This is a genomic window from Kitasatospora sp. NPDC051705, from assembly GCF_044453265.1.
Taxonomy (GTDB): domain Bacteria; phylum Actinomycetota; class Actinomycetes; order Streptomycetales; family Streptomycetaceae; genus Kitasatospora.
In genome coordinates, this window is record NZ_JBITCO010000008.1 from 261,414 (window position 1) to 285,094 (window position 23,681).

A 23,681-nucleotide genomic window follows, 5' to 3' on the forward strand; every position below is an offset into this window, starting at 1 on the left:
GCCGGGTCGGCCGTGGACGCACGACCGCCCCCGTCCGGCGGTGCGGACGGGGGCGGTCGGGTGGCGACGCGTCAGGCTCAGGCCTGCTTGGTCTCCCAGAAGATCTTGTCGACCTCGGCGATCAGGTCCAGCAGGGCCTGGCCGGTGGCCGGGTCGGTGGACGCCTTGGCGGCCGAGGCGGCCTTCAGGGTGTCGTTGATCAGCGCGTGCAGCTGCGGGTACTTCTCGAAGTGCGGGGCCTTGAAGTAGTCGCTCCACAGCACCGAGATGTGGTGCTTGACGGCCTCGGCGCGCTGCTCCTTGATGATGACGGCGCGGGCGCGGAAGTGCGGGTCCTCGTTGGCCTGGTACTTCTCCTGGGTGGCCTTGACCGACTCGGCCTCGATCCGGGCCTGCGCCGGGTCGTACACGCCGCAGGGCAGGTCGCAGTGGGCGTGGGCGGTGGCGCGCGGTGCAAACAGACGAGAGAACATGGGAGTCCTTCCTTAGATCGTCTTCCCGCGCCCGAGATTACCCTTCCGCCCTGCGGGTTTCGCGATCGGGCGGTGGGCCTAGGGCAAAAGGCGGACCCGGAACCGGGGTAATCCGGACATCGAACGGGGTGACGATCCGTGCGGCAGACTGGGACCGTTCGGTCGGGAGGAGGAGTCGTGGCGCGGAGCGCGGAAGCCGGGGGCGGCGCCCGGGGCGGCGGCGCGCTGCCGTTCGGGCTGGTCGACGTGGCCGGGCCCTCGATGGTCCCGACCCTGCGCGAGGGCGACCAGCTGCTGGTGCGCTACGGCGCGCCGATCCGCCCGGGCGCGGTGGTGCTCTTCCGGCACCCCTTCCAGCAGGACCTGCTGGTGGTCAAGCGGGCCGCCGAGCGCCGCCCGGCGGGCTGGTGGCTGCTGTCCGACAACCGGCCGGTGGACAGCGACAGCCGCAGCTACGGCCCGGTGCCGGACGAGCTGGTGCTCGGCCGGGTGCTGCTGCGGTTGCGCCCGCGCCCGGCCTGGCTGGCGCCCGGCCGCCGGCTGGAGCGGCTGCTGCTCGGCGGCCGGCTGGCCGCCGTCCCGGGCCTGGCCCGCCGGCTGGGCCTCTGGGTGGAGGACGTCCACCCGCCGCAGCCGCGCTAGGGGGTGTTGCCCGGCGCCGCGGCCTCCGCCTCCTGGCGCTTGCGGGCCCGGTAGGCGGCGACGTTGGCGCGGGTCGCGCAGCGGTCCGAGCAGTAGCGGCGGGAGCGGTTGGTCGAGGTGTCCAGGTAGGCGTTGCGGCAGGGGGCGGCCTGGCAGATGCCGAGCCGGTCGGCGCCCAGCTCGGTCAGGTGCACGGCCAGGCCCATGCAGGCGACGGCGCTGAAGTGCGCGGTGGCGGTCGGCGAGTTGTCGGCGAGGTGCAGGTGCCAGCGGGGCCGGCCGGCGTCGTCCAGGTAGTCGTGCCCGGAGACCAGCGGGCTGACGGGGTACTCCATCAGCAGGCTGTTCAGCAGGTCGACGCCCCGGACCTCGTCGTTCTCGGCGGCGGCCTCGAAGACCCCGCGCAGTCTGGTCCGCACCGCCCGCAGCCGGGGCAGGTCGGACTCGTCGGCCAGCGCGGCGGCCCGCGAGGAGTCGGAGAACAGCTCGCGCACGGCCTCGACGGAGGTCAGCGAGTCGGTTCCGCGCTCGGGCTCCTCGGTGTTCACCAGCCGGACGGCGAGGTCGGCGTACGAGGCGAGCTCCACGGCGGTCCTTCCAGAAGTGTCGGTAACGGGCTGACTGCTTCCAGCCTATTACCCGAGTGGGGAAAACGTCGGCGCCCGGCAGGAGCAGCCTGCCGGGCGCCGACGGTAGGGATCTACAGGACCTTGGAGAGGAAGGCCCTGGTGCGTTCGTGCTGCGGGTCGGTGAGCACGTCGCGGGGGGTCCCGGACTCGACGACGACGCCGCCGTCCATGAACACCAGCGCGTCGCCGACCTCGCGGGCGAAGCCCATCTCGTGGGTGACGACGATCATCGTCATCCCCTCCTCGGCCAGCCCGCGCATGACGTCCAGCACCTCGCCGACCAGCTCCGGGTCGAGCGCGGAGGTGGGCTCGTCGAAGAGCATCAGCTTCGGCTTCATGGCCAGTGCGCGGGCGATCGCCACGCGCTGCTGCTGGCCGCCGGAGAGCTGCGACGGGTAGTTCTTCGCCTTGTCGGACAGGCCGACCCGCTCCAGCAGGGCCATCCCGCGCTCGCGGGCGTCGGCCTTGGACTCGCCCTTCACCTGGACCGGCGCCTCGATGACGTTCTCTATGGCGGTCATGTGCGGGAACAGGTTGAAGCGCTGGAACACCATGCCGATGTCGCGCCGCTTGAGCGCGACCTCGCGGTCCTTGAGCTCGTAGAGCTTGTCGCCCTTGCGCCGGTAGCCGACCAGCTCGCCGTCGACGGACAGCAGTCCGCCGTTGATCTTCTCCAGGTGGTTGATGCACCGGAGGAAGGTCGACTTGCCGGAGCCCGACGGGCCGATGAGGCAGAACACCTCGCGGGGCTTGACCTCCAGGTCGATGCCCTTGAGCACCTCGACCAGGCCGTACGACTTGCGCACGCCCTCGGCCTTGACCATCGGCTCGCCCGGTGCGGCGTCCTGCGGCTGCTTGGTCAGATCGGTCATGCGTGACCACCTCCCTCGAGCCCCGGGACGACGTCGTGCTCGGTCTTCGGCGCGGGCTTGCCGCGGAAGAGGCCGCGCACGCGCTGGAGCGGGGTCGGCGGCAGCGTCCTGCTGGTACCCCGAGCGTAGTACCGCTCGACGTAGTACTGCCCGACGGTCAGCACGGAGGTCAGGAAGAGGTACCAGAGGCTGACGGTGATCAGCAGCGGGATGGTCTGGAAGGTGCGCGAGTAGATGTTCTGCCCGGCCCGGAACAGCTCCTCCAGCGCGATGACGCTGACCAGCGAGGTGGTCTTGAGCATCGAGATGGTCTCGTTGCCGGTCGGCGGGATGATCACCCGCATGGCCTGCGGCAGGACGATCCGGCGCATGGTCGCGAACCGGCTCATGCCGAGCGCGTGGGCCGCCTCGGTCTGCCCCTCGTCCACCGACTGGATGCCGCCGCGGACGATCTCCGCCATGTACGCGGCCTCGTTGAGGCCCAGGCCGAGCAGCGCCGCGGTGAAGACCGGGATCAGCGTGTTGGTCGACTCGGACCAGAACTCCGGGCCGAACGGGATGCCGATCGACAGCTTGGGCCAGAGCGCGCCCATGAAGTTCCAGAAGACCAGCTGGACCAGGACGGGGGTGCCGCGGAAGACCCAGATGTAGAACCACGCGGTGCCGGACAGCAGGGGGTTCGGCGACAGCCGCATCACCGCGAGGATGATGCCGCCGGCGACGCCCATCACCATGGACAGCGCGGTCAGTTCGAGGGTGACGCCCAGGCCGTGCAGGATGCTGGAGTCGAAGAGGTAGGTGTTGACGACGTCCCACTGGAAGGCGGGATTGAAGATCAGGGCGTGGAGCATCATGGCCGCGAGGACCGCGACGACGACGGCTCCGGCCCACCGGCCGGGGTGGCGGACCGGGACGGCCTTGAAGGTTTCGGGCCGTCCCGGGTGCGCCGTCCCCTGATCGGAATGGTTCACAGTGGCCTCAGGGGGGTGGGGAACTGGCGGAGGGTCAGCTGGTGGCGCCGTTGATCTGGGACTGGGTGATCGCGCCCGCCTGGACGCCCCACTTCTCGAGGATCTGCTTGTAGGTGCCGTCGTCCATCAGCGACTGGACGGCGCCCTGGACGGGCTTGGCGAGCGCGGAGCCCTTGGTCAGGACGATGCCGTACGGGGCCTTGCCCTCGACGGTGCCGAGCTGCTCCAGCTGGCCGTTGGTCTGCTTGATGGCGTAGTCGACGACCGGGGAGTCGGCCAGCATGACCTGGTCGCGGCCGGAGACCACGGCCTGGGTCACGTCGGTCTGCAGGTCGAACTTGTCGCCGTCGTTGGGCACCGGGGGCTTGCCGGCCTTGACGCACGCCGGGTTGATGACGTCCTTGATCTGGTCGGCCTGGGTGGTGCCGGTCTGGACGGCGACCTTCTTGCCGCAGAGGTCGTTGGCGTCGATCTTGTCCGGGTTGCCCTTCTTGACCGCCGCGCTGGTGCCCGCCGAGAAGTAGGTCACCATGTCGACGGTGGCCTCACGGTCCTTGTTGTCCGTGAAGGAGCTCATGCCCAGCTGGAACTTGTTGGCCTGGATGCCCGGGATGATCGCGGTGAACGGGGAGTTCTGGACCTCGACCTGGAGACCGAGCTTCTGGCCGATGGCGTTGGCCAGGTCGACGTCCATGCCGATGACCTTGCCCGAGGCGTCCTGGAACTCGTTGGGCGCGTAGGAGGCGTCGGCCGCGACGACGATCTTGCCCGAGGACTTCACGTCGGCCGGCAGCTGGGAGACCAGGGTGGGGTCGGCGGTGACCGCCTTGACCGAGGCGGACGCGTTGGCGCCGCTGCTGCCGGCCGAGGAGGACGAGCCGCTGCTGCCGCAGCCGGTCAGGACGAGGGAGACGGTGGCGGCAACCGCGCCGGCGGCGAGGAGCCGGGTGCGCTGGGTACGGGCGGTCATGAGGGGGATCTCCTCCTGAGGGAGAGGTCGGGCGGAGCGCGCCGCGGGGGCGGCACACCTGGGCAGCAGGCCGTACGGCGCTGTACGGGTGTATGTCGCTGTACGTCGTCGTACGTGCAGGGCCGGGTCGTGCAGTGCCCGGGCGGGGGGTACCGCCCGGGGTGGTACGAAGAACTGCATCCGCCACCCTCCGCCGAGGTGGACGTTGACCGAACCGCCTCGACCAGTGGCCGGCTCGATCCGAGATGGGGGGAATCCTGCCATCTGAGGACGGTCAGGTGGCCCTCATTCAGATCAAAATCGGATAACGAGGGCTCACACCGTCCGCTATTCGGACCGATTCCGGGCCCCTGTCACCCTGCGTATAAGTATGCAGATCCCCCTGCTTCTGGCCCGGAGGCCCGCCGCCCGAGGCTCAGATGCCGCCGTTGACCACCGCGTTCTGCGCCGCACCGGCGCTGACGTTCCACTTCCCGAGGATCTTGTCGTAGTCGCCGCTGCGGATCAGCTGGTCGACGGCCTTGGCCATCACGTCCCGCAGCGCGGTGTCGTCCTTGCGCAGCGCGATCCCGTACGGGTTGGAGGTGGACTGCCCGCCGGTCACCTCGAAGCGGTTGCCGCCGTCGGTGGTCTTCGCCGCGTAGGCCGCCACCGGGAAGTCGTTCACGCCGGCCGCGGCCGCGCCGGAGGCCACCTCGGCCAGCGCCTTGGCGTCGCTGTCGAACTTGCGGGTGGTGAGCTGGCGCCCGGTCCGGGCGCAGACGGCCACCTGGCGGGTGATGATCTCGTCCTGCGTGGTGCCCTGCTGCAGCGCGACCGTCCGGCCGCACAGGTCGTCCAGGTTCCGGATCCCCTTCGGGTTGCCCTTCGGGACGATGATCGAGGTGCCCGCGATGAAGTAGTCCACGAAGTCGACGCCGGGGTTGACCTGCTTGCCGTTGTCGTCCAGGCCCTCGCGGCGCTTGCGGATGTCGCTGATCGCGGACATCGCCATGTCGAACTGCTTGGCCTGCAGTCCGGGCACCAGCTTGTCGAACGGGGTGTCGACGATCTCGATCCGCACGTCCAGGATCTTGCCGAGCGCGTTGGCTATGTCCGGGTCGAGGCCGTCCGGCTTGCCGTCCGAGCCGCGGAACTCGACCGGGGCGTAGTTGACGTCCATGCCGATCCGCAGCACCCCGGCGGAGCGCTGCGCCTTCGGCAGCTTGCCGCGGATGTCCTGGACCGGATCGCTCGCCGCGGCGGCCTGCCCGCCGTCGTCGCAGCCGGTCAGCAGCAGGGCTCCGGCGGTGGCCAGTGCGACGCAGGCGGCGACCTGGCGGCGGCGGGGGAGGGGGAGGTGGTGCATGAGGGGGCTCCTGTGGGAGTGACGTGCGGCCGCCACGGTGACTCGTGGGTGTACGCGAAATGGCGGACAAGCGATCCTGCCATCCCGCCCTGCCGGGCCCGGCGGCGGGTGTGTCAGAATTCGGTACCGGGTGACCCCCGAACGCTCGAACCAGACCGCCGAGTCCCGACAGGCTCGGGGTGTCCGGGAACGGAAGTCACGACGTGGCTCCGTATCCGGGACACCGGCTCCCCTTCGCGTCTGCGTTCACTCCTGCGGGTGCGCGTGCGCCATCGCCGTTGCCGCCGCCGGAGCCCGTCGCTTCCGACGCCGGGCCCCTGTGACGCGACAGCTCGGCGATGAACTGCACGTGACGAGGACGAAAAGGCATAGGTGCGATGCCTTTGTCCGACCTACGCTCGGCCGCAAGCACAACGCGGACAGACAAGACCCATAAACCCTCATCCGAGGGCGCCGCCCGACGCAGCGCCCCGACCCACCCCCCGGGTCCGCTTCGGCGTACCCGGTTTCCGGTTTCCGGAGGGGTCGTCCCGCCCGTCGGCCGCGCACCCTCGCCAGAACAATGACGAAGAGGTCATCGTGGCAGCGGAGATCATCAGCAGCAGCACCCAGGACACCGACGATCCGGTCGACGCGGTCTTCGCGCTCCACCGCGGCGGCAAGATGGAGATCCGGGCGACCGTCCCGGTGCGCGACGCGGACGACCTGTCCCTCGCCTACACCCCCGGTGTCGCCCGCGTCTGCACGGCCATCGCCGAGCAGCCGGAGCTGGTCAACGACTACACCTGGAAGTCCAACACCGTCGCCGTGGTCACCGACGGCACCGCGGTGCTGGGTCTGGGCGACATCGGCCCGGAGGCCTCCCTGCCCGTGATGGAGGGCAAGGCCATCCTGTTCAAGCAGTTCGGCGGCGTGGACGCGGTGCCGATCGCGCTCGCCTGCACCGAGGTCGACGAGATCGTCGAGACCGTGGTCCGGCTGGCGCCCTCCTTCGGCGGCGTCAACCTGGAGGACATCTCCGCCCCCCGCTGCTTCGAGATCGAGCGCCGCCTCCAGGACGCCCTGGACATCCCGATCTTCCACGACGACCAGCACGGCACCGCGATCGTCACCACCGCCGCCCTGTGGAACGCGGCCAAGGTGACCGGCCGCGAGATCGGCTCGCTGCGGGCCGTCATCTCCGGCGCGGGCGCGGCCGGCATCGCGATCGCCAAGATGCTGGTCGCGGCCGGCATCGGCGACGTCGCGGTCTGCGACCGCAAGGGCGTGGTGTACGAGGGCCGCGGCGACCTCACCGACGTCAAGGCCGAGATCGCCGAGCAGACCAACCGCACCGGGCAGAAGGGCTCGCTGGCCGACGCGCTGGCCGGCGCCGACGTGTTCATCGGCGTCTCCGGCGGCACCGTGCCGGAGGAGGTCGTCGCGACCATGGCCGAGGGCGCGTTCGTCTTCGCGATGGCCAACCCCAACCCGGAGATCCACCCCGAGGTGGCCCACAAGTACGCGGCGGTCGTCGCCACCGGGCGCAGCGACTTCCCGAACCAGATCAACAACGTGCTGGCCTTCCCCGGCATCTTCGCCGGCGCCCTGCAGGTGCGGGCCAGCCGGATCACCGAGGGCATGAAGCTGGCCGCCGCCAAGGCGCTGGCCGGTGTCGTCGCCGACGAGCTGACCCCGCAGAAGGTCATCCCCTCGCCGTTCGACGAGCGGGTCGCCCCGGCGGTCACCAAGGCCGTCGCCGAGGCCGCCCGCGCCGAGGGCGTGGCCCGGATCTGACGCGGCCGGGGGAGCGCACCGGTCCGCCGGGAGCGCTCCCCCGCCTCTTCGGGCGGGGCCGCCGAAGCCGGGACGCGCGTCACACCCGTGCGTGGTTCCCGGCCCCGGCCGTCGCCGCTATCGTCCGGGACATGTTTGCTGCCTACGCCGCACGTATCGACGCCGCCGACCCGCTGAGCGGACTGGAGTTGGGCGAACTCCCCGAGCCGCAGGCCCGCCCCGGCTGGAGCGTGGTCACGGTCAGGGCCGCCAGCCTGAACCACCACGACCTGTGGTCGCTGCGCGGCGTCGGCCTGCCCGCCGAGAAGCTGCCGATGATCCTCGGGTGCGACGCCGCCGGCGTCGACGAGCACGGCAACGAGGTGGTCCTGCACTCGGTGATCGGCCAGTCCGGCCACGGGGTGGGCCCCGACGAGCCCCGGTCCATCCTGACCGAGCGCTACCAGGGCACCTTCGCCCAGAAGGTGGCCGTCCCCACCTGGAACCTGCTGCCCAAGCCCGCCGGGCTGACCTTCGAGCAGGCCGCCTGCCTGCCCACCGCCTGGCTGACGGCGTACCGCATGCTGTTCACCAACGCCGGGGTCCGCCCGGGCGACACCGTCCTGGTGCAGGGCGCCGGCGGCGGGGTCTCGACCGCGCTGATCGCCCTCGGCAAGGCCGCGGGGCTGCGGGTCTGGGTCACCGGCCGGGACGAGGCCAAGCGCGGGCGCGCCGTGGAGCTCGGGGCCGACGCCGCCTTCGAGAGCGGCGCCCGGCTGCCCGAGCGGGTGGACGCGGTGATGGAGACGGTCGGCGCGGCGACCTGGTCGCACTCGGTGAAGTCGCTGCGGCCGGGCGGCACCATCGTCATCTCGGGTGCCACCTCCGGCGCCAACCCGAGCGCCACCGAGCTGAACCGGATCTTCTTCCTGGAGCTCAAGGTGGTCGGCTCGACGATGGGCACCAAGGAGGAGCTGGCCGGGCTGCTCTCGCTCTGCGCCACCACCGGCGTCCGGCCGGTGATCGACTCGGTGCTGCCGCTGGCCGAGGCCCGGGACGGCTTCGCGCGGCTCGCCAAGGGCGACGTCTTCGGCAAGATCGTGCTGACGCCCTGACGCCCTGACGCCCTGACGCCCTGACGCCCTGACTGGCCGGCCCACCGGCCGCCCGGCGTCCCGGTGGCCCGGACACGGCCCGGCCCGGCGCCCTCGGGAAGAGGGGCCGGGCCCGGGTCCGTCCGCGGCGGCCGAGCGGCCGGCTCAGCCGAGCAGCCGCTTCAGCCGCTCGCCGGCCGTGCCCAGCACCGAGCTCGCCTCGGCCAGCGCGTCGCCGTCCACGCCGCCGTCCCGGGCCGCGTCGCGGACCTGGTCGCGGAAGCGGTCGAGCAGTCGCTCCAGCTCGCGGGCCGGGTCGCCGGCCGGGTCGGTGCGCGCCCAGGACGGCAGGTCCTCGGGGGCGGTCGGAGCGGCGTCCTCGTCCAGGTCGATCCGGGTGACGGTGACCCGCTCGGCCGGCTCGTCGGCCGGGTGGCCCCAGCGGGCCGCGTCGGCCAGCCCGGACAGGCCCTTGGTCAGCTCGGACAGGCCCTCGGCCAGGCCGGTGGGCCAGTCGCCCTTGGCGGCGTGCTCGCGCACCTGCTGCTCGACCCGGCGCTTGATCCGCAGCGCCTCCTGCTGCGCGGCCGTCCGGGCGGCCTTGGACTGCTCGCGCAGCCGGCGGGCCTCCGCCTCCGCGGCCTTCGCCTTGGCCTTGGCGGCCTTCTCCTGCTCCCGGGCGCGCTTGGCCTGGTCCTTGGCCTGCCGCTTGAACTGGGCGAACTCCTCCTTGGCGCGCTGCCAGGCCTCGTTGTCGCCCCAGGGCCCGGCCCACGGGTCCCCGCCGTCGGTCTTCTCGGAGCGGTCCGGCCGGGGCGCCTGCTTGGCGGCCTGCCAGAGCTCCTCGCGCAGGTCCTTGGCGCTGTCCCGGACGTCCTCGCGGATCGCGCCGGCGGCGAGCTGGGCCACCGAGTCGCGGATCTCCAGCTCCAGTTCGTCCAGCTCGCCCTGGCGGGCCTCCAGCTCGGCGCGTCCCGCGTCGCTCAGCCGGTAGACCTTGCGGCCGCCCTCGGTGCTGTGGGCGACCAGGCCCTCCTGCTCCAGCTTGGCGAGCCGCGGGTAGACCGTCCCGGCGGAGGGGGCGTACAGGCCCTGGAAGCGCTCCTCCAGCAGGCGGATCACCTCGTAGCCGTGCCGGGGCGCCTCGTCCAGCAGCTTCAGCAGGTACAACCGGAGCCGGCCGTGGCCGAACACGGGGGTCATCTCAGGCCTCCTTGGTGAGGTCGGGCTTGCCGGGGCCGGCCGGGAGCTCCTTGGTGACGGCCGGCGCGTCGTCCTCCGGGTCGGGGCGGCGCAGCACGGTGACGGCACCGGAGACGGTGGTGACGGCGAGGCTGCCGCGGCCGTCGCCGAGCTGGCCGGACAGCCGCTTGGCGCCCCAGGTGCTGCTCACCTTGAGGCCGTCGAAGGTGCTGGAGAGGTCGCCGCTGGTGGAGCCGGCCTCGACCTTGGCGTCGGCCAGCGAGGGGATCCGGATCGCGACCGGGCCGGAGACGGTGGTGACCTTGACGTCGGCCGGGTTGGCGACGTCCAGGTCCAGGGTGACGGCGCCGGTGACCGAGTTGGCCTGCACCCGCTCGGCGGTGCCGGCGACGACGGTGAGCCGCCCGGAGACGGTGTTGACCTTGAGCTGGCCGGCCACCGACTGGGCGTCCACGTCGCCGGTGACGGTGTTGGCGTCGGTGCGGCCGGTCAGCCCGGCGAGGGTGGTGTCGCCGCTGGCGCTCTGCACCGAGACGTGCCCGGTGATCCCGGAGACGGTGACGCCGGCCGAGACGGTGCCGACCTTGACCTCGGCCTCGGCCGGGACGGTGAGGGTGACGCCGGCGATCCGCTTGCGCTTGAAGGAGCTGAAGAGGCCCTTGACCGCGTCGACGCTCTTCAGCCGCTCGCCGAACTCGCTCCAGCTGTTGATGTCCTGGTAGGTGACGGTGAGGACGCCGTCCACCAGCGTCACGTGCAGCGGCTCGCCCTGGAGCTCGGTGACCTCCAGGCGGGCCGGGCCCTCGGCGGCCACCACGTTCACCGTGCCGTCGATGATCCGCACGTGCAGCGCGCGGACCGCCTCGTCGAGGGTGATCCTCTCGGGTCCGTCGACCGTCCACTGGCTCATCTCTGCCGCCTCCCGTCGTGGATCGCGATGTATCGCGTTCTCTTCTAAAGACGATATATCGCGTTGCGGGGAAGTCAAGGGCGTCCGACCCCGGTCCCGCCCCCGAGACGACCCGGAGCCGCCCCCTAGGGCCCGCGGCCCGGGAGCCGCCGGCAGGGAGCCGCCGGGCGGACCCCGGGCGGGAACGCCGGAGGCCCGGGAGGCGGTTGCCTCCCGGGCCTCTCGGCTCCGGCCACCGGGTCGTCGCGTCAGCCGGTCAGTCGTCGTCCTCGTCGTCGAGCCGGGCCAGCCAGGTGGCCAGCCGCTCGACCGGGATCTCGAAGTCCGGGTTGAGGTCGACGAACTCGCGCAGGCGCTCGGCCAGCCACTCGAAGGTGACCTCCTCGTCGCCGCGCCGGTTCTGCAGCTCCTCGATGCCGCGGTCGGTGAAGTACACGGTTCGCTCCGGTCAGATGGGGATTGACCCGGTCAGGATAGTCCGGGTCAGCTGGCCCGCCAGGTGCTGACGGTGAGCTTGGCGGCTCCGGTGGTCGGGTCCGCGGTCTCGATCGCGGCGACGGCGATGTTCCGGGTGACCCGGTCGCGGACGCAGAGCAGGCGGCCGGGGGCGACCCGGTTGTAGGAGAGGTCGGTGTCCGGCCGGGAGTCGATCGCGGCGGCGCACTGCTCGGCGGTCACCGAGGACTCGGTGATCACCGCGAAGTCCGAACGGTTGTCGCCGTAGCTGGTGAAGGCGTTGGCCTTGCTGCTGCCGCCGCCGACGTTGGTGACCCCGAGCCCCCACTTCAGGTCGTTGGAGCGCGGCACCACGGTGCCCGAGTCCAGGTCGATCCGGTAGGCGTCGGAGGAGTAGTCGGCGCCGGGGATGGCCAGCGACTTCTTGTCGAGCATCGGGGTGTAGCCGGCCGGCCGGGCCGGGGCCGAGACGGTGCCCTGGGCGGACTTCGAGGGGGCGGCCGTCACCGGCGCGCTGGAGGCGGTGGCGCCCGACCCGGTGCTCGACCCGGTGCCCGCGGCGGCGCTCGGGGAGGTGCCGCCGGTGGTGGCCGGCTGGGGAGCGGGCTGGGCCGGGGGCTGCTGGGAGGCGGTCGCGGCGGAGTCCTTCTTCTTGCCGTCGTCCAGCTTCTTCATCAGCACCACGCCGCCCGCCGTGCCGCCGACCGCCATCACCAGGGCGACGGTGAGCAGCACCTTCCAGGACACCCCGCCCTTGCGCCGGGGTGCGGGCTCCGGCTCGGCGGCCGGCGGGTCCGTGAAGGCGGGCGCGGGCGGCGGGGTGTCGTGGCCCGCGGGCTCCTGGCGCAGCTGCACGGTGGGCGGCGCGGACAGCACCGGGGCGGTCGGCGTCTCGGTGGGCTGCTGCGGGGCGCCGTAAGCCCCGAGCGGGGGCGGCGCGAAGCCCGGCGGCGGGCCGGCCGGCTGCTGCGGCGAGGGCGGCGGGGTCAAGGTCAGCGCGGTCGCCGGGTGGGTCGGCGCGCCGAGCGGCGGCGGGGGCGCGGTGGGCGCCGCGGCCGGTGCGGGCGGCGGGGTGGCGGGCGCGGCCGGCAGCGGGGTGGGCGGGGTCTTCGGGAGGTCCGAGCGGCGGGTGATCTCGGTGTTGACCTGCCGCGGCAGCCAGTCGTCGCCGAACCGGAGCTGGCCGCCGACCTCCGGGTGGTTGCGGGCGACCTGGATGATCTCGGCGGGCGTCGGGCGGTCCTCCGGGGACTTCGCCAGGCAGCGCTGGACCAGCTCGCGCAGGTCCGCGGGGACGCCCGACAGGTCGGCCTCCTCGTGCACCACCCGGTAGAGCACCGCGGTGTCCGGGCCGTCGCCGAAGGGCGCGGTGCCGCCGGCCACGTACGCGGCCAGCGCGCCGAGCGCGAAGACGTCGGTGGCGGGGGTCACCGCGCGGCCCTGGGCCTGCTCGGGGGACATGAAGGCGGGGGAGCCGATCCGGTAGCCGGTACCGGTCAGCGCGGTGGCGTCGGCGGCCCGGGCGATGCCGAAGTCGATCACCCGCGGGCCGTCGCCGGCGACCAGCACGTTGGCGGGCTTGAGGTCGCGGTGGACCACCTCGACGCTGTGGATCGCCTGCAGCGCCTCGGCGATGCCGCCCATCAGCAGCAGCACGGTGCGGACCGGCAGCGCGCCGTTCTCCCGGACCACCTGCTGCAGGGACGGGCCCGGGACGTAGGCGGTGACCAGCCAGGGGGCGTCCGAGTCCAGCCCGCCGGAGTCGATCACCTGCGCGGTGTAGAGGCCGTGGATCCGCTGCGCGTTGCTGACCTCCTGCGCGAAGCGGCGGCGGAACTCGCCGTCCTCGGCGAACTCCGGGCGGACCACCTTGAGCGCGACCGGGCGCCCGCCCGGCGTGTAGGACAGGTAGACCCGGCCCATGCCGCCGGCGCCGAGCCGGGCGAACAGCCGGTAGCCGCCGACCTCCCGGGGGTCGTCGGGGAGGAGGGGCTGGAAGACCGGCGGGAGCTTGCTGGCGTCCCGCGGCGTGTCGGCGGTCATGTGGTGATCCCCCTGGGAGTGCGGTGAGGTCGTACGGCCGGTGCCGGGGGCGCGGACGGGCGCCCGGGCGGCGGACCGGCGAGGCATAACCTATCGATCCGTCAGGTGGGCGTGCAGCGAGGCCCCGGATTGGTTGCAGAGCTGCGACCTTGACATGGCACCACCGTGAACCCGGGGCAGCCGGGAACGCCCGCGGCCCCCGTCCTCCGGTGGGGAGGGCGGGGGCCGCGGGCGTCAGGCGTCAGGGCCTCGACCGGTCGCTCAGAGCGAGTAGACCTCTTCGATCAGGGCCTGCTGCTCGGCGGCGTGCCGCTTGGCCGAGCCGACCGCCGGGGACGAGGCCGTCGTGCGGGCGACGCGGCGCAGGCGGGAGCCGCCGGCGCTGCGGCCGATGACGACCTGCAGGTGGTCGACCAGGTTCATCGCGATGAACGGCCAGGCACCCTGGTTGTCCGGCTCCTCCTGCGCCCAGACGAACTGGACGTCGTCGCCGTAGCGGGCCAGCTCCTCCTGGAGCTCGGCCACCGGCAGCGGGTAGAGCCGCTCGACCCGGACGATCGCGGTGTCGGTGACGCCGCGCTCGGTGCGGGCCGCCTCCAGGTCGTAGTAGAACTTGCCGGCCGTGATGACGACCTTGCGGACCTGCGCCGGGTCGACGGTGGTGTCGCCGATGACCGGGCGGAACGAGCCGGACAGGAACTCCTCGGTGGCACTCGCCGCGGCCTTGAGACGCAGCATCGACTTCGGGGTGAAGACGACCAGCGGCTTGTGGTGCGGGTTGTGCGCCTGCCAGCGCAGCAGGTGGAAGTAGTTCGACGGCAGGGTCGGCATGGCGACCGTCATGTTGTTCTGCGCGCACAGCTGCAGGAAGCGCTCCGGGCGGGCGGACGAGTGGTCCGGGCCCTGGCCCTCGTAGCCGTGCGGCAGCAGCAGGGTGACGCCGGAGTGCTGGCCCCACTTCTGCTCGGCGGAGGCGATGTACTCGTCCACCATGGTCTGCGCGCCGTTGACGAAGTCGCCGAACTGCGCCTCCCACATGACCAGCGCGTTCGGGCGGGTCAGCGAGTAGCCGTACTCGAAGCCCATGGCCGCGTACTCCGACAGCAGGCTGTCGTAGACGGTGTAGCGGGCCTGGTCCTCGGTGAGGTACTGCAGCGGGGTGTAGTCCTCGCCGGTCTTGCGGTCGATCAGGACGGCGTGCCGCTGGCCGAAGGTGCCGCGGCGGCTGTCCTGGCCGGCCAGGCGGACCGGGTGGCCCTCCATGAGCAGCGAGCCGATGGCGAGGGTCTCGCCCGTCGCCCAGTCGATGGTGTTGTCCTCGACCGAGCTGGCGCGGCGCTGCAGCTGCGGCAGCAGGCGCGGGTGGACGGTCAGCCAGTCCGGCAGGTTGACCTGGGAGGCGGCGATCCGCTTGACCATCTCCTGGGAGATGCCGGTCTGGATGTTGACCGGGAAGTCGGCGACGGGCTTGCCGTTGGTGGTGCCGGCCGGCGCCTGGGCCGCGTCGCGGACCTCGGCGAAGACCTTCTCCAGCTGGCCCTGGAAGTCCTGGAGCGCCTGCTCCGCCTCTTCCATGGTGATGTCGCCGCGACCGATCAGGCCCTCGGTGTACAGCTTGCGCACCGAGCGCTTCTTGTCGATCAGGTCGTACATCAGCGGCTGGGTGAACGACGGGTTGTCGGCCTCGTTGTGACCGCGGCGGCGGTAGCAGATGAGGTCGATCACCACGTCCTTGTGGAACTCCTGGCGGAACTCGAAGGCGAGCCGCGCGACGCGGACCACGGCCTCCGGGTCGTCGCCGTTCACGTGGAAGATCGGGGCCTCGATCATGCGGGCCACGTCGGTGCAGTACATCGAGGAGCGCGAGGACGCCGGGGCGGCGGTGAAGCCGACCTGGTTGTTCACCACGACGTGCACGGTGCCGCCGGTGCGGTAGCCGCGCAGCTGCGACATGTTCAGGGTCTCCGCGACGACGCCCTGGCCGGCGAAGGCCGCGTCGCCGTGGATCTGGATCGGCAGCACCGGGAAGGTGGTGCCGCCCTGGTCCAGGATGTCCTGCTTGGCGCGGGCGATACCCTCGACGACCGGGTCCACGGCCTCCAGGTGGGAGGGGTTCGCGGCGAGCGAGACCTTGATGGTCTCGCCGTCCAGGCCGGTGAAGGTGCCCTCGGCGCCCAGGTGGTACTTGACGTCGCCGGAGCCGTGCATCGACTTCGGGTCGAGGTTGCCCTCGAACTCGCCGAAGATCTTGCCGTACGGCTTGCCGACGATGTTGGCCAGCACGTTGAGGCGGCCGCGGTGGGCCATGCCGATGACGGCCTCGTCGAGGCGGTGCTCGGCGGCGGCGTCGATGGTCGCGTCCAGCAGCGCGATCAGCGACTCACCGCCCTCCAGGGAGAAGCGCTTCTGCCCGACGTACTTCGTCTGCAGGAAGGTCTCGAAGGCCTCGGCGGAGTTCAGGCGGCGGAGGATCCGCAGCTGCTCCTCGCGCTCGGGCTTGGCGTACGGCTTCTCCAGGCGGTCCTGCAGCCACTTGCGCTGCTTCGGGTCCTGGATGTGCATGTACTCGATGCCGACCGTGCGGCAGTAGGTGTTGCGCAGCAGGCCGAGGATGTCGCGGAGCTTCATCATCTTCTGGCCGCCGAAGCCGCCGACCGCGAACTCGCGCTCCAGGTCCCACAGGGTGAGGCCGTGCTGGACGACGTCCAGGTCGGGGTGCTTGCGCTGCTTGTACTCCAGCGGGTCGGTGTCGGCCATGAGGTGGCCGCGGACCCGGTAGGAGTGGATCAGCTCCATGACGCGCGCGGTCTTGTTGACCTCGTCGTCGTGGGTGGTGGCGACGTCGGTGGCCCAGCGGACGGGCTCGTACGGGATCCGCAGCGACTCGAAGATCTCGTCGTAGAAGCCGTTCTCGCCGAGCAGCAGGCGGTGGATCTCGCGCAGGAACTCGCCGGACGCCGCACCCTGGATGACGCGGTGGTCGTAGGTCGAGGTCAGCGTCATGATCTTGGAGACGCCGAGGCGGGCCAGGGTCTCCGGGGCGGAGCCCTGGAACTCGGCCGGGTACTCCATGGCGCCGACGCCGACGATGGTGCCCTGGTTCTGCATCAGGCGCGGCACGGAGTGCACGGTGCCGATGCCGCCGGGGTTGGTCAGCGAGACCGTGACGCCGGTGAAGTCGTCCATGGTCAGCTTGTTGGCGCGGGCCCGGCGGACGATGTCCTCGTAGGCCTGCCAGAAGCCGAAGAAGTCGAGGGTCTCGGCCTTCTTGATGGCCGCGACGACGAGCTGGCGGTCGCCGTTCGGCTTGACCAGGTCGATGGCCAGGCCGAGGTTGATGTGCTCGGGCTTGACCAGGTAGGCCTTGCCGTCCTCCACCTTGTAGCTGTGGTTCATCCCCGGGCTGGCCTTGATGGCCTGGACCAGGGCGTAGCCGATCAGGTGGGTGAAGGAGACCTTGCCGCCGCGGGCGCGCTGCAGGTGGTTGTTGATGACGATGCGGTTGTCGATCAACAGCTTCGCGGGCACCGCGCGGACCGAGGTCGCGGTCGGCACCTCCAGCGAGGCGTCCATGTTGGTGGCGACGGCCTTCGCCGGGCCGCGCAGCTGGACGAGCTCGGGGCCGGCCGGCGCGGCCGCGGCGGGCGCGGCCGGGGCGGCCGGGGCGGCCTTGGGGGCCGGCGGCGCGGCGGGGGCCGCGGCGAGCGGCACGGGGGCCGGGGCCGGCGCGGCCGGAGCGGCGGCGGGTGCGGCCGGTGCGGCAGCAGCGGGCGCGGGGGCAGCGGCAGGGGTCGGCGTGGGGCCGGCCTGGGTCGCGGCCTGGGTCACTGGGGTCACCTCGGTACCGGGCTTGTAGTCGGCGAAAAAGTCCCACCAGGCTCGGTCGACCGAGTTCGGGTCCTGGAGGTACTGCTGGTAGATCTCATCGACGAGCCACTCATTGGGGCCGAAGCCAGTGGAGCTTGCCGAGCTATTGGGGGTTTCAGGGGACTGTGGCGACACGGCGGCAACCGCCCTCTTCCGCTTCCTTTTGGGATGTTTGGACAGCGGGGATTAAGGCTACGCCCCTGACCGGTGATCGCGCAGTCCCCGGGGCTCAGGCGTCGCCCAGATCACAGTCCTGACCTGCAGATTGGCTGAAAATGTGCGTTAGAAAGCCATATCTGAGGGGAACTGACTGCCCCGTGCGGGAGTCATACCCGGACGAAACCGGACAAACCTCTGTTCGGATCATCGAACGATCTTCGTGTACGTCTGTGTCGCTTCTGTGACACAACCGCCCCCGTCGGGGCGCTGGAGGATCCGACGAAGCGGCCCGGCTCAGCGCTGCCCCGGCAGCCGGACCTCGATCCGGCAGCCGCGCGGCGACTCGGCGACCGCGATCCGCCCGCCGTGCAGGTCCACCGCCCACCGGGCGATGGCCAGCCCGAGGCCGGTGCCGCCGTCCGAACCGGGCCCCTGGGCGGTCGCGGTGCCGCTGCGGCTGAACCGCTCGAACACCCGGCTGCGGTCGGCCGGCGGGATGCCCGGGCCCTCGTCCTCGACCTCCAGCAGCAGGCCGCCGGGCTCGCCGTCGGGCCGCGCGCGCACCGTGACGGTGCCGCCGGGCGGGGAGTGCTTGCAGGCGTTGTCGACCAGGTTGGCGACCACCTGGTGGAGCCGTTCCGGGTCCGCCACGCCGGTCAGGCCGGTCGGGCTGACCTCCAGGGCCAGCCGGACGTCGCCGCGCCGGGAGAACGCCCCGCCGGCCGTCGCGCCGTCCACGGTGACCCCGCGCAGCACGCCGTCCAGGAACTCGCGCACCTCGAAGGGGCGGGCGTCCAGGTCGACCACGCCGTCGTCGATCTTGGAGAGGTCCAGCAGATGGGTGACCAGGCGGCCGAGCCGCTCGGTCTGCTCCAGGGCGGCCCCGAGGGTCGCCGGATTGGGCTGGACGACGCCGTCCACCACGTTCTCCAGCACGGCGCGCAACGCGGCGATCGGCGTGCGCAGCTCGTGCGAGACGTTGGCGACCAGCTCGCGACGGTGCCGGTCGGCGGCGCCCAGGTCGGCCGCCATCTGGTTGAAGGCGGCCGCCAGCTCGCCGATCTCGTCGCGCGAGTTGACCTCGACCCGGCGGCTGTAGTCGCCGGAGGCCATCGCGCGGGCGGCGGCCGTCATCTCGCGCAGGGGGGCGGTCAGCCCGTGCGCGAGGAACTGCATGAAGAGCAGCGAGGCGATCATGGAGAAGACCATGATGATCCGGATCTGGGTCTCGGACCGGATCGCCACGACCACCATGCCGGTGGCCAGGAAGACGGAGACGATCACCAGCAGGGCGAGTTTGCCCTTGATCGAGCGGACCGGGTCGAGCGGCCGGATGTCGGCCCAGACCCGGCGGGCGGCGCGGACGGCCAGCGTCTGTGGCCGCGTGCCGTCGGTGTCCCCGTTGTTGCGTTGCTGCGGAAAGGTCATTGGTTTTTCCTGTGATCCCCGCGTACGTCCCGCGCGTGCCTGCGCGGCGGTCCGGGACACGGGCCCCCCGGAGGCCCGTCGCCCGAGGCGCCGCTAGGAGAGCGGGGCCTCCAGCGCGTACCCGACGCCGTGGACGGTGCGGATCCAGCTCGCGCCGATCTTCCGGCGCAGGGCCTTCACGTGGCTGTCCACGGTGCGGGTGCCGGACGCGTCGGTCCAGTCCCAGACCTCGGCCAGCAACTGCTCGCGGGTCAGCACCGCGCGCGGCTGGGCGGCCAGGCAGGCGAGCAGGTCGAACTCGGTGGGCGTCAGGTGGACGTCCCCCGAGGCCAGCCGGACCCGGCGCTGCACGTGGTCGATCTCCAGCTCGCCGAAGCGCAGCGAGCCGAGCGCGGGCGTGCGGGCGGCCTGCTGGGCGCGCTCGACGCGGCGCAGCAGCACGTTGACCCGGGCGGCCAGTTCGCGCATCGAGAAGGGTTTCGTCATGTAGTCGTCCGCGCCCACGCCGAGGCCGACCAGCAGGTCCGTCTCGTCGTCGCGCGCGGTCAGCATCAGCACCGGCACCGGGCGCTGCGCCTGGATCCGGCGGCACACCTCGAGGCCGTCGAATCCGGGCAGCATGATGTCGAGGACGACCAGGTCGGGCTGCCAGGTGTGGAAGCCGTCGACCGCTCCCGGTCCGTCGTGGGCCACGGCGACCTTGAAGCCCTCCGCGCCCAAGCGGGCCGCGATCGACTCCGCGATCGTGGGCTCGTCCTCCACCACCAGCACTCTGCGCTGGCTGCTCACCGTGCCGCCGCTGTTGTTGTGGTCCTGCTGAAGTTCTGTCACGGTCACGCCACCGCCCCCAGGGCTGCGGGCCGGCCACCTGTGGGGATGGCGGGGCTCCGCTCGTAGTCTTGTTCCGTCGTGGACTGTGCCGGGTCCGCCGTCCCGTCGCGCTCGGATCGGAGGACGGACTGTAGGCCACCCACCCGCTCCCGCGCACCTCGCAGCGTACGGACAGTGGGTGCTTCCCGGCAGGCGGACCGGACGTTTCCGGCCCGTGGGCCGGCTGTCCGCCGCCCTCTGAACCCACTGCACGAGTGGGCACGGGCCGATACCTTACCCGCCGAATTTTCACTGCGTAACGGTACGTATGCAGTCGAGTTGACGCCAAGTCGCCGGTCAGAGGGCCTACTGACGCGTTAATCGGAAGTAGGTCTGGACCAATGCCGGGAAATCCGGTCGGCCGGTTTACCGATGGTCTTCACGGACAATTCCCAGCTGCCTCTCAGGACCCCGACGTAACGTGGCCACGACAACACCCTGCCGGGCGGGATTCACCGCGCGCGCCGGTACGTTGGGCACCTGTGACGGGCCGGTGGCTGCGGGTGTGGAGCGGGAGGCGTCATGGCTGGAGTGCGGCGCGGGGCCGGACGGGTCGGGCCGCCGCCGACGGGCGTGCCGTACGGGATGCTCCGGTTCGGCCTGCGCGCGAGCGCCGTCGACCGGCTGCTCGCCCTGGTGCCGACGCCCCGGCGCACCCCTTTCACCCTCGGCTACCTCGCCGTGGTCGGTGCCACCACCACGTTCGCCAAGCTCGCCGATCCGGAACTCGTGCAGCGGTTGCAGGAGGCTTCCAGCTCCGACGGCCACAACCTCCTGCAGCATCCCCTGCGCGCTCTGCTGCTGAGTGGTTTCTGGGTGGCCGGTGACGTGTGGATGCCCTACCTGTGGGGATTCGCCGTCACCCTCGCGCCGCTGGAGCGGCGGATCGGCCCCGCCCGCGCGGCCGCGGTGTTCGCGACCGGCCACGTCGTCGCCACCCTGCTCTCCCAGGGCGTGGTGATCGCGGCGGTGGAGACGGGGCGGATGGAGCCCGGGGCGCTGGACTACCTGGACATCGGCGTCAGCTACGGCGTGCTCGCCTGCCTGGGCGCGGTGGCCGGGCTGCTGCCGCTGCGCGGGCGGGTGGTCGCGCTCGGCGGCGCCGGGCTGCTGATCGCCGAGCAGATCCTCACCGAGCGGGACGTGGTCACCGCGGTGGGCCACCCGGCGGCGGTGCTGACCGGCGTGGCGCTGTGGCGCTGGGCGCGGCGCGTCCGGGCGAGCCGGCCCGGGCCGGCCCCGCGCCGGGCCGAGGCGGTGGCCGGCGGTGCGCCCGCGACGGGTGGCGCCCGGGTCCTGGACGCCCGCTGACACCTTCGGCTGCATCTTCCGGACGGGTTTTGACGGACCCCGCGCGGCCCCATGGTGTTCGCTCATGGCGAACAAGACGCCGGGAACATCCGGCGTCCGCCGAGCCTTAGTCAGGTCGGCTCAACTTCACTGACTGGGGAGAGATCATGGCATCGACGTCCACACCGCTCACCCTGCCCGTGCTGCCGCTCGACGACGAGGTCGTCCTGCCGGGCATGGTCGTCCCGCTGGACCTGAAGGACACCGAGGTGCGCGCCGCCGTCGAGGCCGCCCGCGCCGCGGCCACCGGCGCCGGCAAGCCGCAGGTCCTGCTCGTCCCGCGGGTGGACGGCTCGTACGCGGCGGTCGGCACGCTGGCCACCGTGGAACAGGTCGGCCGGCTGGCCGACGGCGATCCGGCCGCGCTGGTCCGCGCCGTGCGCCGGGTCCGGATCGGGGTCGGCACCACCGGCCCCGGCGCCGCCCTCTGGGTGGAGACCACGCCGTTCCGGGAGTCCTCGGTGGGCACCCCGGTCGCCGGCCGGGCCGCCGAGCTGGTCAAGGAGTACAAGGCGCTGTCCACCCAGTGGCTGCGCCGGCGCGGCGCCTGGCAGATCGTCGACCGGGTGGCGCAGATCGAGGGCGTCGGCGAGCTCGCCGACAACATCGGCTACGCGTCCTTCGTCACCGCCGAGCAGAAGCTCAAGGTGCTGCTGGAGGCCGATCAGGTCGCCCGCCTGGAGTACGCGCTGACCCTGCTGCGCGACCACCTCGCCGAGGAGGAGGTCAATGACACCATCCGCAAGGACGTCGAGGAGGGCGTGGCCAAGCAGCAGAAGGAGTTCCTGCTCCGCCGCCAGCTGGAGGCCGTCCGCAAGGAACTGGCCGAGCTGAACGGTGACCCGGCCGACGAGGAGGGCGACTACCGGGCCCGGGTCGAGGCCGCCGACCTGCCCGAGAAGGTCCGCGAGGCCGCGCTCAAGGAGGTGGACAAGCTCGAACGCGCCTCCGACCAGTCGCCCGAGGGCTCCTGGATCCGCACCTGGCTGGACACCGTCCTGGAACTGCCCTGGAACGAGCGCAGCGAGGACACCTACGACATCGCCGGCGCCCGCGCGGTGCTGGACGCCGACCACGCGGGCCTGGCGGACGTGAAGGACCGCATCGTCGAGTACCTCGCGGTGCGCAAGCGCCGCGCCGACCAGGGGCTCGGACTCGTCGGCGGGCGGCGCGGCGGAGCGGTGCTGGCGCTGGTCGGCCCGCCCGGGGTGGGCAAGACCTCGCTCGGCGAGTCGGTGGCCCGCGCCATGGGCCGCAGCTTCGTCCGGGTCGCCCTCGGCGGCGTCCGGGACGAAGCCGAGATCCGCGGCCACCGGCGCACCTACGTCGGCGCGCAGCCCGGCCGGCTGGTGCGGGCGATCAAGGAGGCCGGCTCGATGAACCCGGTCGTCCTGCTCGACGAGATCGACAAGGTCGGCTCCGACTACCGCGGGGACCCGGCCGCCGCCCTGCTGGAGGTGCTGGACCCGGCGCAGAACCACACCTTCCGGGACCACTACCTGGAGGTCGAGCTCGACCTCTCCGACGTGGTCTTCCTCGCCACCGCCAACGTGCTGGAGGCCATCCCCGAGCCGCTGCTCGACCGGATGGAGCTCGTCCGGCTGGACGGCTACACCGAGGACGAGAAGGTCCTCATCGCCCGCGACCACCTGCTCCCGCGCCAGCTGGAGAAGGCCGGACTGGGCGACGGCCTGGTCTCCGTCGACGAGCCGGCGCTGCGCCGGCTGGCCGGTGAGTACACCCGGGAGGCCGGGGTGCGGACCCTGGAGCGTTCGATCGCCCGGGTGCTGCGCAGGATCGCCGCGCAGACCGAGCTCGGCGAGCGCGAGCTGCCCGTCACCATCGGCGCGGACGACCTGCGCGCCCTGATCGGCCGCCCGCACCACGTGCCGGAGGCCGCGCAGGAGCCGGCCGAGCGGCGCACCGCCGTGCCCGGCGTGGCCACCGGCCTCGCGGTGACCGGCGCGGGCGGCGACGTCCTCTACATCGAGGCCTCGCTCGCCGACTCCGAGACCGGCGGGACGGGCCTCACCCTCACCGGGCAGCTGGGCGACGTGATGAAGGAGTCCGCGCACATCGCGCTCTCCTTCCTGCGCTCGCGCGGCGCCGAGCTGGAGCTGCCGGTCACCTCGCTGCGGGACCGCGGCGTGCACCTGCACGTCCCGGCCGGGGCCGTCCCCAAGGACGGGCCGAGCGCCGGCATCACCATGACCACGGCGCTGGCCTCGCTGCTGTCGGGGCGCCGGGTGCGCACCGACGTGGCGATGACCGGCGAGGTGTCGCTGACCGGCCGGGTGCTGCCGATCGGCGGGGTGAAGCAGAAGCTGCTCGCCGCCGACCGGGCCGGGGTCACCACGGTGATCATCCCCAAGCGCAACGAGGCCGACCTGGACGACGTCCCGGCCGAGGTGCTGGAGCGGCTCACCGTCCACCCGGTGGCGGACGTGCGCGAGGTGCTGGAGCTGGCGCTGGAGCCGGCGGAGGTGCTGGTCGCCGCCTGACGGGCGGTCACCCGGAGGGGCGGGGGGGCGGGGCGGGGGGCCCCCCCCCCCCCCGCGCATGTTCCACAAAAATTGAGGAGTGGCACCTGGGGTCGGCTGCGCCGCGAAGAGGTACACCCCGCACCTCACGCGGGGTGGGC

The 23,681-nt window shown here is 72.3% G+C and carries 18 protein-coding genes; 5 read left to right on the forward strand and 13 right to left on the reverse strand.

Going from position 1 to position 23,681, the window contains the following annotated elements:
* Window positions 1-77: 77 nt before the first annotated feature.
* Complete coding sequence (gene sodN, locus ACIA8Q_RS14025; protein ID WP_360204447.1) at window positions 78-473, reverse strand: superoxide dismutase, Ni; 396 nt, start codon at window positions 471-473, stop codon at window positions 78-80.
* A 261-nt stretch (window positions 474-734) separates the two neighbouring features.
* Between sodN and sodX the strand changes: the two genes are divergently transcribed.
* On the forward strand, window positions 735-1,115 hold the full coding sequence (gene sodX, locus ACIA8Q_RS14030) for a nickel-type superoxide dismutase maturation protease (RefSeq protein ID WP_396317226.1): 381 nt from the start codon (window positions 735-737) through the stop codon (window positions 1,113-1,115).
* Here the strand turns inward: sodX and ACIA8Q_RS14035 are convergent.
* From ACIA8Q_RS14035 to ACIA8Q_RS14055, 5 genes are all read right to left on the reverse strand, one after another.
* The gene (locus ACIA8Q_RS14035) at window positions 1,112-1,702 is read right to left on the reverse strand and encodes a CGNR zinc finger domain-containing protein (RefSeq protein WP_360204451.1); all 591 of its coding nucleotides are present in this window, start codon (window positions 1,700-1,702) and stop codon (window positions 1,112-1,114) included. The two genes, sodX and ACIA8Q_RS14035, sit on opposite strands and share 4 nt — an antisense overlap.
* Before the next feature lie 113 nt (window positions 1,703-1,815).
* A complete protein-coding gene (locus ACIA8Q_RS14040) occupies window positions 1,816-2,568 on the reverse strand; it encodes an amino acid ABC transporter ATP-binding protein (RefSeq protein WP_360204856.1) in 753 nt (250 codons plus the stop codon).
* Window positions 2,569-2,612: 44 nt separating this feature from the next.
* Window positions 2,613-3,587 (reverse strand): amino acid ABC transporter permease, encoded by a 975-nt coding sequence (locus ACIA8Q_RS14045; protein WP_360204454.1) that lies wholly within the window; start codon window positions 3,585-3,587, stop codon window positions 2,613-2,615.
* Between the two features lie 34 nt (window positions 3,588-3,621).
* Entirely contained in the window at window positions 3,622-4,557 is a 936-nt protein-coding gene (locus ACIA8Q_RS14050) for an ABC transporter substrate-binding protein (protein ID WP_360204457.1), read from the reverse strand.
* 415 nt (window positions 4,558-4,972) lie between these two features.
* Window positions 4,973-5,905: an ABC transporter substrate-binding protein gene (locus tag ACIA8Q_RS14055; RefSeq protein WP_360204461.1), complete on the reverse strand. Its 933-nt coding sequence runs from the start codon at window positions 5,903-5,905 to the stop codon at window positions 4,973-4,975.
* A 579-nt stretch (window positions 5,906-6,484) separates the two neighbouring features.
* On the opposite strand from ACIA8Q_RS14055, the gene ACIA8Q_RS14060 reads away from it, so the two are divergent.
* Together ACIA8Q_RS14060 and ACIA8Q_RS14065 are read left to right on the forward strand one after the other, a co-directional pair.
* Window positions 6,485-7,681, forward strand: a complete 1,197-nt coding sequence (locus ACIA8Q_RS14060; protein WP_360204464.1) for an NADP-dependent malic enzyme — start codon at window positions 6,485-6,487, stop codon at window positions 7,679-7,681.
* 131 nt (window positions 7,682-7,812) lie between these two features.
* Window positions 7,813-8,775 carry a zinc-binding dehydrogenase gene (locus ACIA8Q_RS14065; RefSeq protein WP_360204467.1) on the forward strand — a complete coding sequence of 321 codons (963 nt, stop codon included), beginning with the start codon at window positions 7,813-7,815 and terminating at the stop codon, window positions 8,773-8,775.
* A gap of 144 nt (window positions 8,776-8,919) precedes the next feature.
* On the opposite strand, the gene ACIA8Q_RS14070 is transcribed toward ACIA8Q_RS14065, so the two are convergent.
* The 7 genes from ACIA8Q_RS14070 to ACIA8Q_RS14100 form a co-directional block, all read right to left on the reverse strand.
* Window positions 8,920-9,957: a PadR family transcriptional regulator gene (locus ACIA8Q_RS14070; protein ID WP_360204469.1), complete on the reverse strand. Its 1,038-nt coding sequence runs from the start codon at window positions 9,955-9,957 to the stop codon at window positions 8,920-8,922.
* Between the two features lies 1 nt (window position 9,958).
* Window positions 9,959-10,867, reverse strand: coding sequence for a DUF4097 family beta strand repeat-containing protein (locus tag ACIA8Q_RS14075; RefSeq protein WP_360204472.1), 909 nt, complete (start codon window positions 10,865-10,867; stop codon window positions 9,959-9,961).
* A gap of 256 nt (window positions 10,868-11,123) precedes the next feature.
* On the reverse strand, window positions 11,124-11,303 hold the full coding sequence (locus ACIA8Q_RS14080) for a DUF6104 family protein (protein WP_360204474.1): 180 nt from the start codon (window positions 11,301-11,303) through the stop codon (window positions 11,124-11,126).
* A gap of 47 nt (window positions 11,304-11,350) precedes the next feature.
* Window positions 11,351-13,366, reverse strand: a complete 2,016-nt coding sequence (locus tag ACIA8Q_RS14085) for a serine/threonine-protein kinase (protein WP_360204477.1) — start codon at window positions 13,364-13,366, stop codon at window positions 11,351-11,353.
* Between the two features lie 261 nt (window positions 13,367-13,627).
* Window positions 13,628-17,368, reverse strand: a complete 3,741-nt coding sequence (locus ACIA8Q_RS14090) for a multifunctional oxoglutarate decarboxylase/oxoglutarate dehydrogenase thiamine pyrophosphate-binding subunit/dihydrolipoyllysine-residue succinyltransferase subunit (RefSeq protein ID WP_396317220.1) — start codon at window positions 17,366-17,368, stop codon at window positions 13,628-13,630.
* A 318-nt stretch (window positions 17,369-17,686) separates the two neighbouring features.
* On the reverse strand, window positions 17,687-18,820 hold the full coding sequence (locus tag ACIA8Q_RS14095) for a HAMP domain-containing sensor histidine kinase (RefSeq protein ID WP_360204482.1): 1,134 nt from the start codon (window positions 18,818-18,820) through the stop codon (window positions 17,687-17,689).
* A gap of 93 nt (window positions 18,821-18,913) precedes the next feature.
* On the reverse strand, window positions 18,914-19,651 hold the full coding sequence (locus ACIA8Q_RS14100; protein ID WP_360204484.1) for a response regulator transcription factor: 738 nt from the start codon (window positions 19,649-19,651) through the stop codon (window positions 18,914-18,916).
* A gap of 561 nt (window positions 19,652-20,212) precedes the next feature.
* Here ACIA8Q_RS14100 and ACIA8Q_RS14105 point away from each other — a divergent pair.
* On the forward strand, window positions 20,213-21,001 hold the full coding sequence (locus ACIA8Q_RS14105; RefSeq protein ID WP_360204486.1) for a rhomboid-like protein: 789 nt from the start codon (window positions 20,213-20,215) through the stop codon (window positions 20,999-21,001).
* 146 nt (window positions 21,002-21,147) lie between these two features.
* A complete protein-coding gene (lon, locus tag ACIA8Q_RS14110) occupies window positions 21,148-23,541 on the forward strand; it encodes an endopeptidase La (RefSeq protein WP_360204488.1) in 2,394 nt (797 codons plus the stop codon).
* Window positions 23,542-23,681 lie beyond the last annotated feature (140 nt).

Coding starts and splice junctions, on each gene's coding strand:
- sodN (WP_360204447.1), bottom strand. CDS start 473: ATGTTCTCTCGTCTGTTTGCACCGCGCGCCACCGCCCACGCCCACTGC.
- sodX (WP_396317226.1), top strand. CDS start 735: ATGGTCCCGACCCTGCGCGAGGGCGACCAGCTGCTGGTGCGCTACGGC.
- ACIA8Q_RS14040 (WP_360204856.1), bottom strand. CDS start 2,568: ATGGTCAAGGCCGAGGGCGTGCGCAAGTCGTACGGCCTGGTCGAGGTG.
- ACIA8Q_RS14050 (WP_360204457.1), bottom strand. CDS start 4,557: ATGACCGCCCGTACCCAGCGCACCCGGCTCCTCGCCGCCGGCGCGGTT.
- ACIA8Q_RS14055 (WP_360204461.1), bottom strand. CDS start 5,905: ATGCACCACCTCCCCCTCCCCCGCCGCCGCCAGGTCGCCGCCTGCGTC.
- ACIA8Q_RS14065 (WP_360204467.1), top strand. CDS start 7,813: ATGTTTGCTGCCTACGCCGCACGTATCGACGCCGCCGACCCGCTGAGC.
- ACIA8Q_RS14070 (WP_360204469.1), bottom strand. CDS start 9,957: ATGACCCCCGTGTTCGGCCACGGCCGGCTCCGGTTGTACCTGCTGAAG.
- ACIA8Q_RS14075 (WP_360204472.1), bottom strand. CDS start 10,867: ATGAGCCAGTGGACGGTCGACGGACCCGAGAGGATCACCCTCGACGAG.
- ACIA8Q_RS14085 (WP_360204477.1), bottom strand. CDS start 13,366: ATGACCGCCGACACGCCGCGGGACGCCAGCAAGCTCCCGCCGGTCTTC.
- ACIA8Q_RS14095 (WP_360204482.1), bottom strand. CDS start 18,820: ATGACCTTTCCGCAGCAACGCAACAACGGGGACACCGACGGCACGCGG.
- ACIA8Q_RS14105 (WP_360204486.1), top strand. CDS start 20,213: ATGGCTGGAGTGCGGCGCGGGGCCGGACGGGTCGGGCCGCCGCCGACG.
- lon (WP_360204488.1), top strand. CDS start 21,148: ATGGCATCGACGTCCACACCGCTCACCCTGCCCGTGCTGCCGCTCGAC.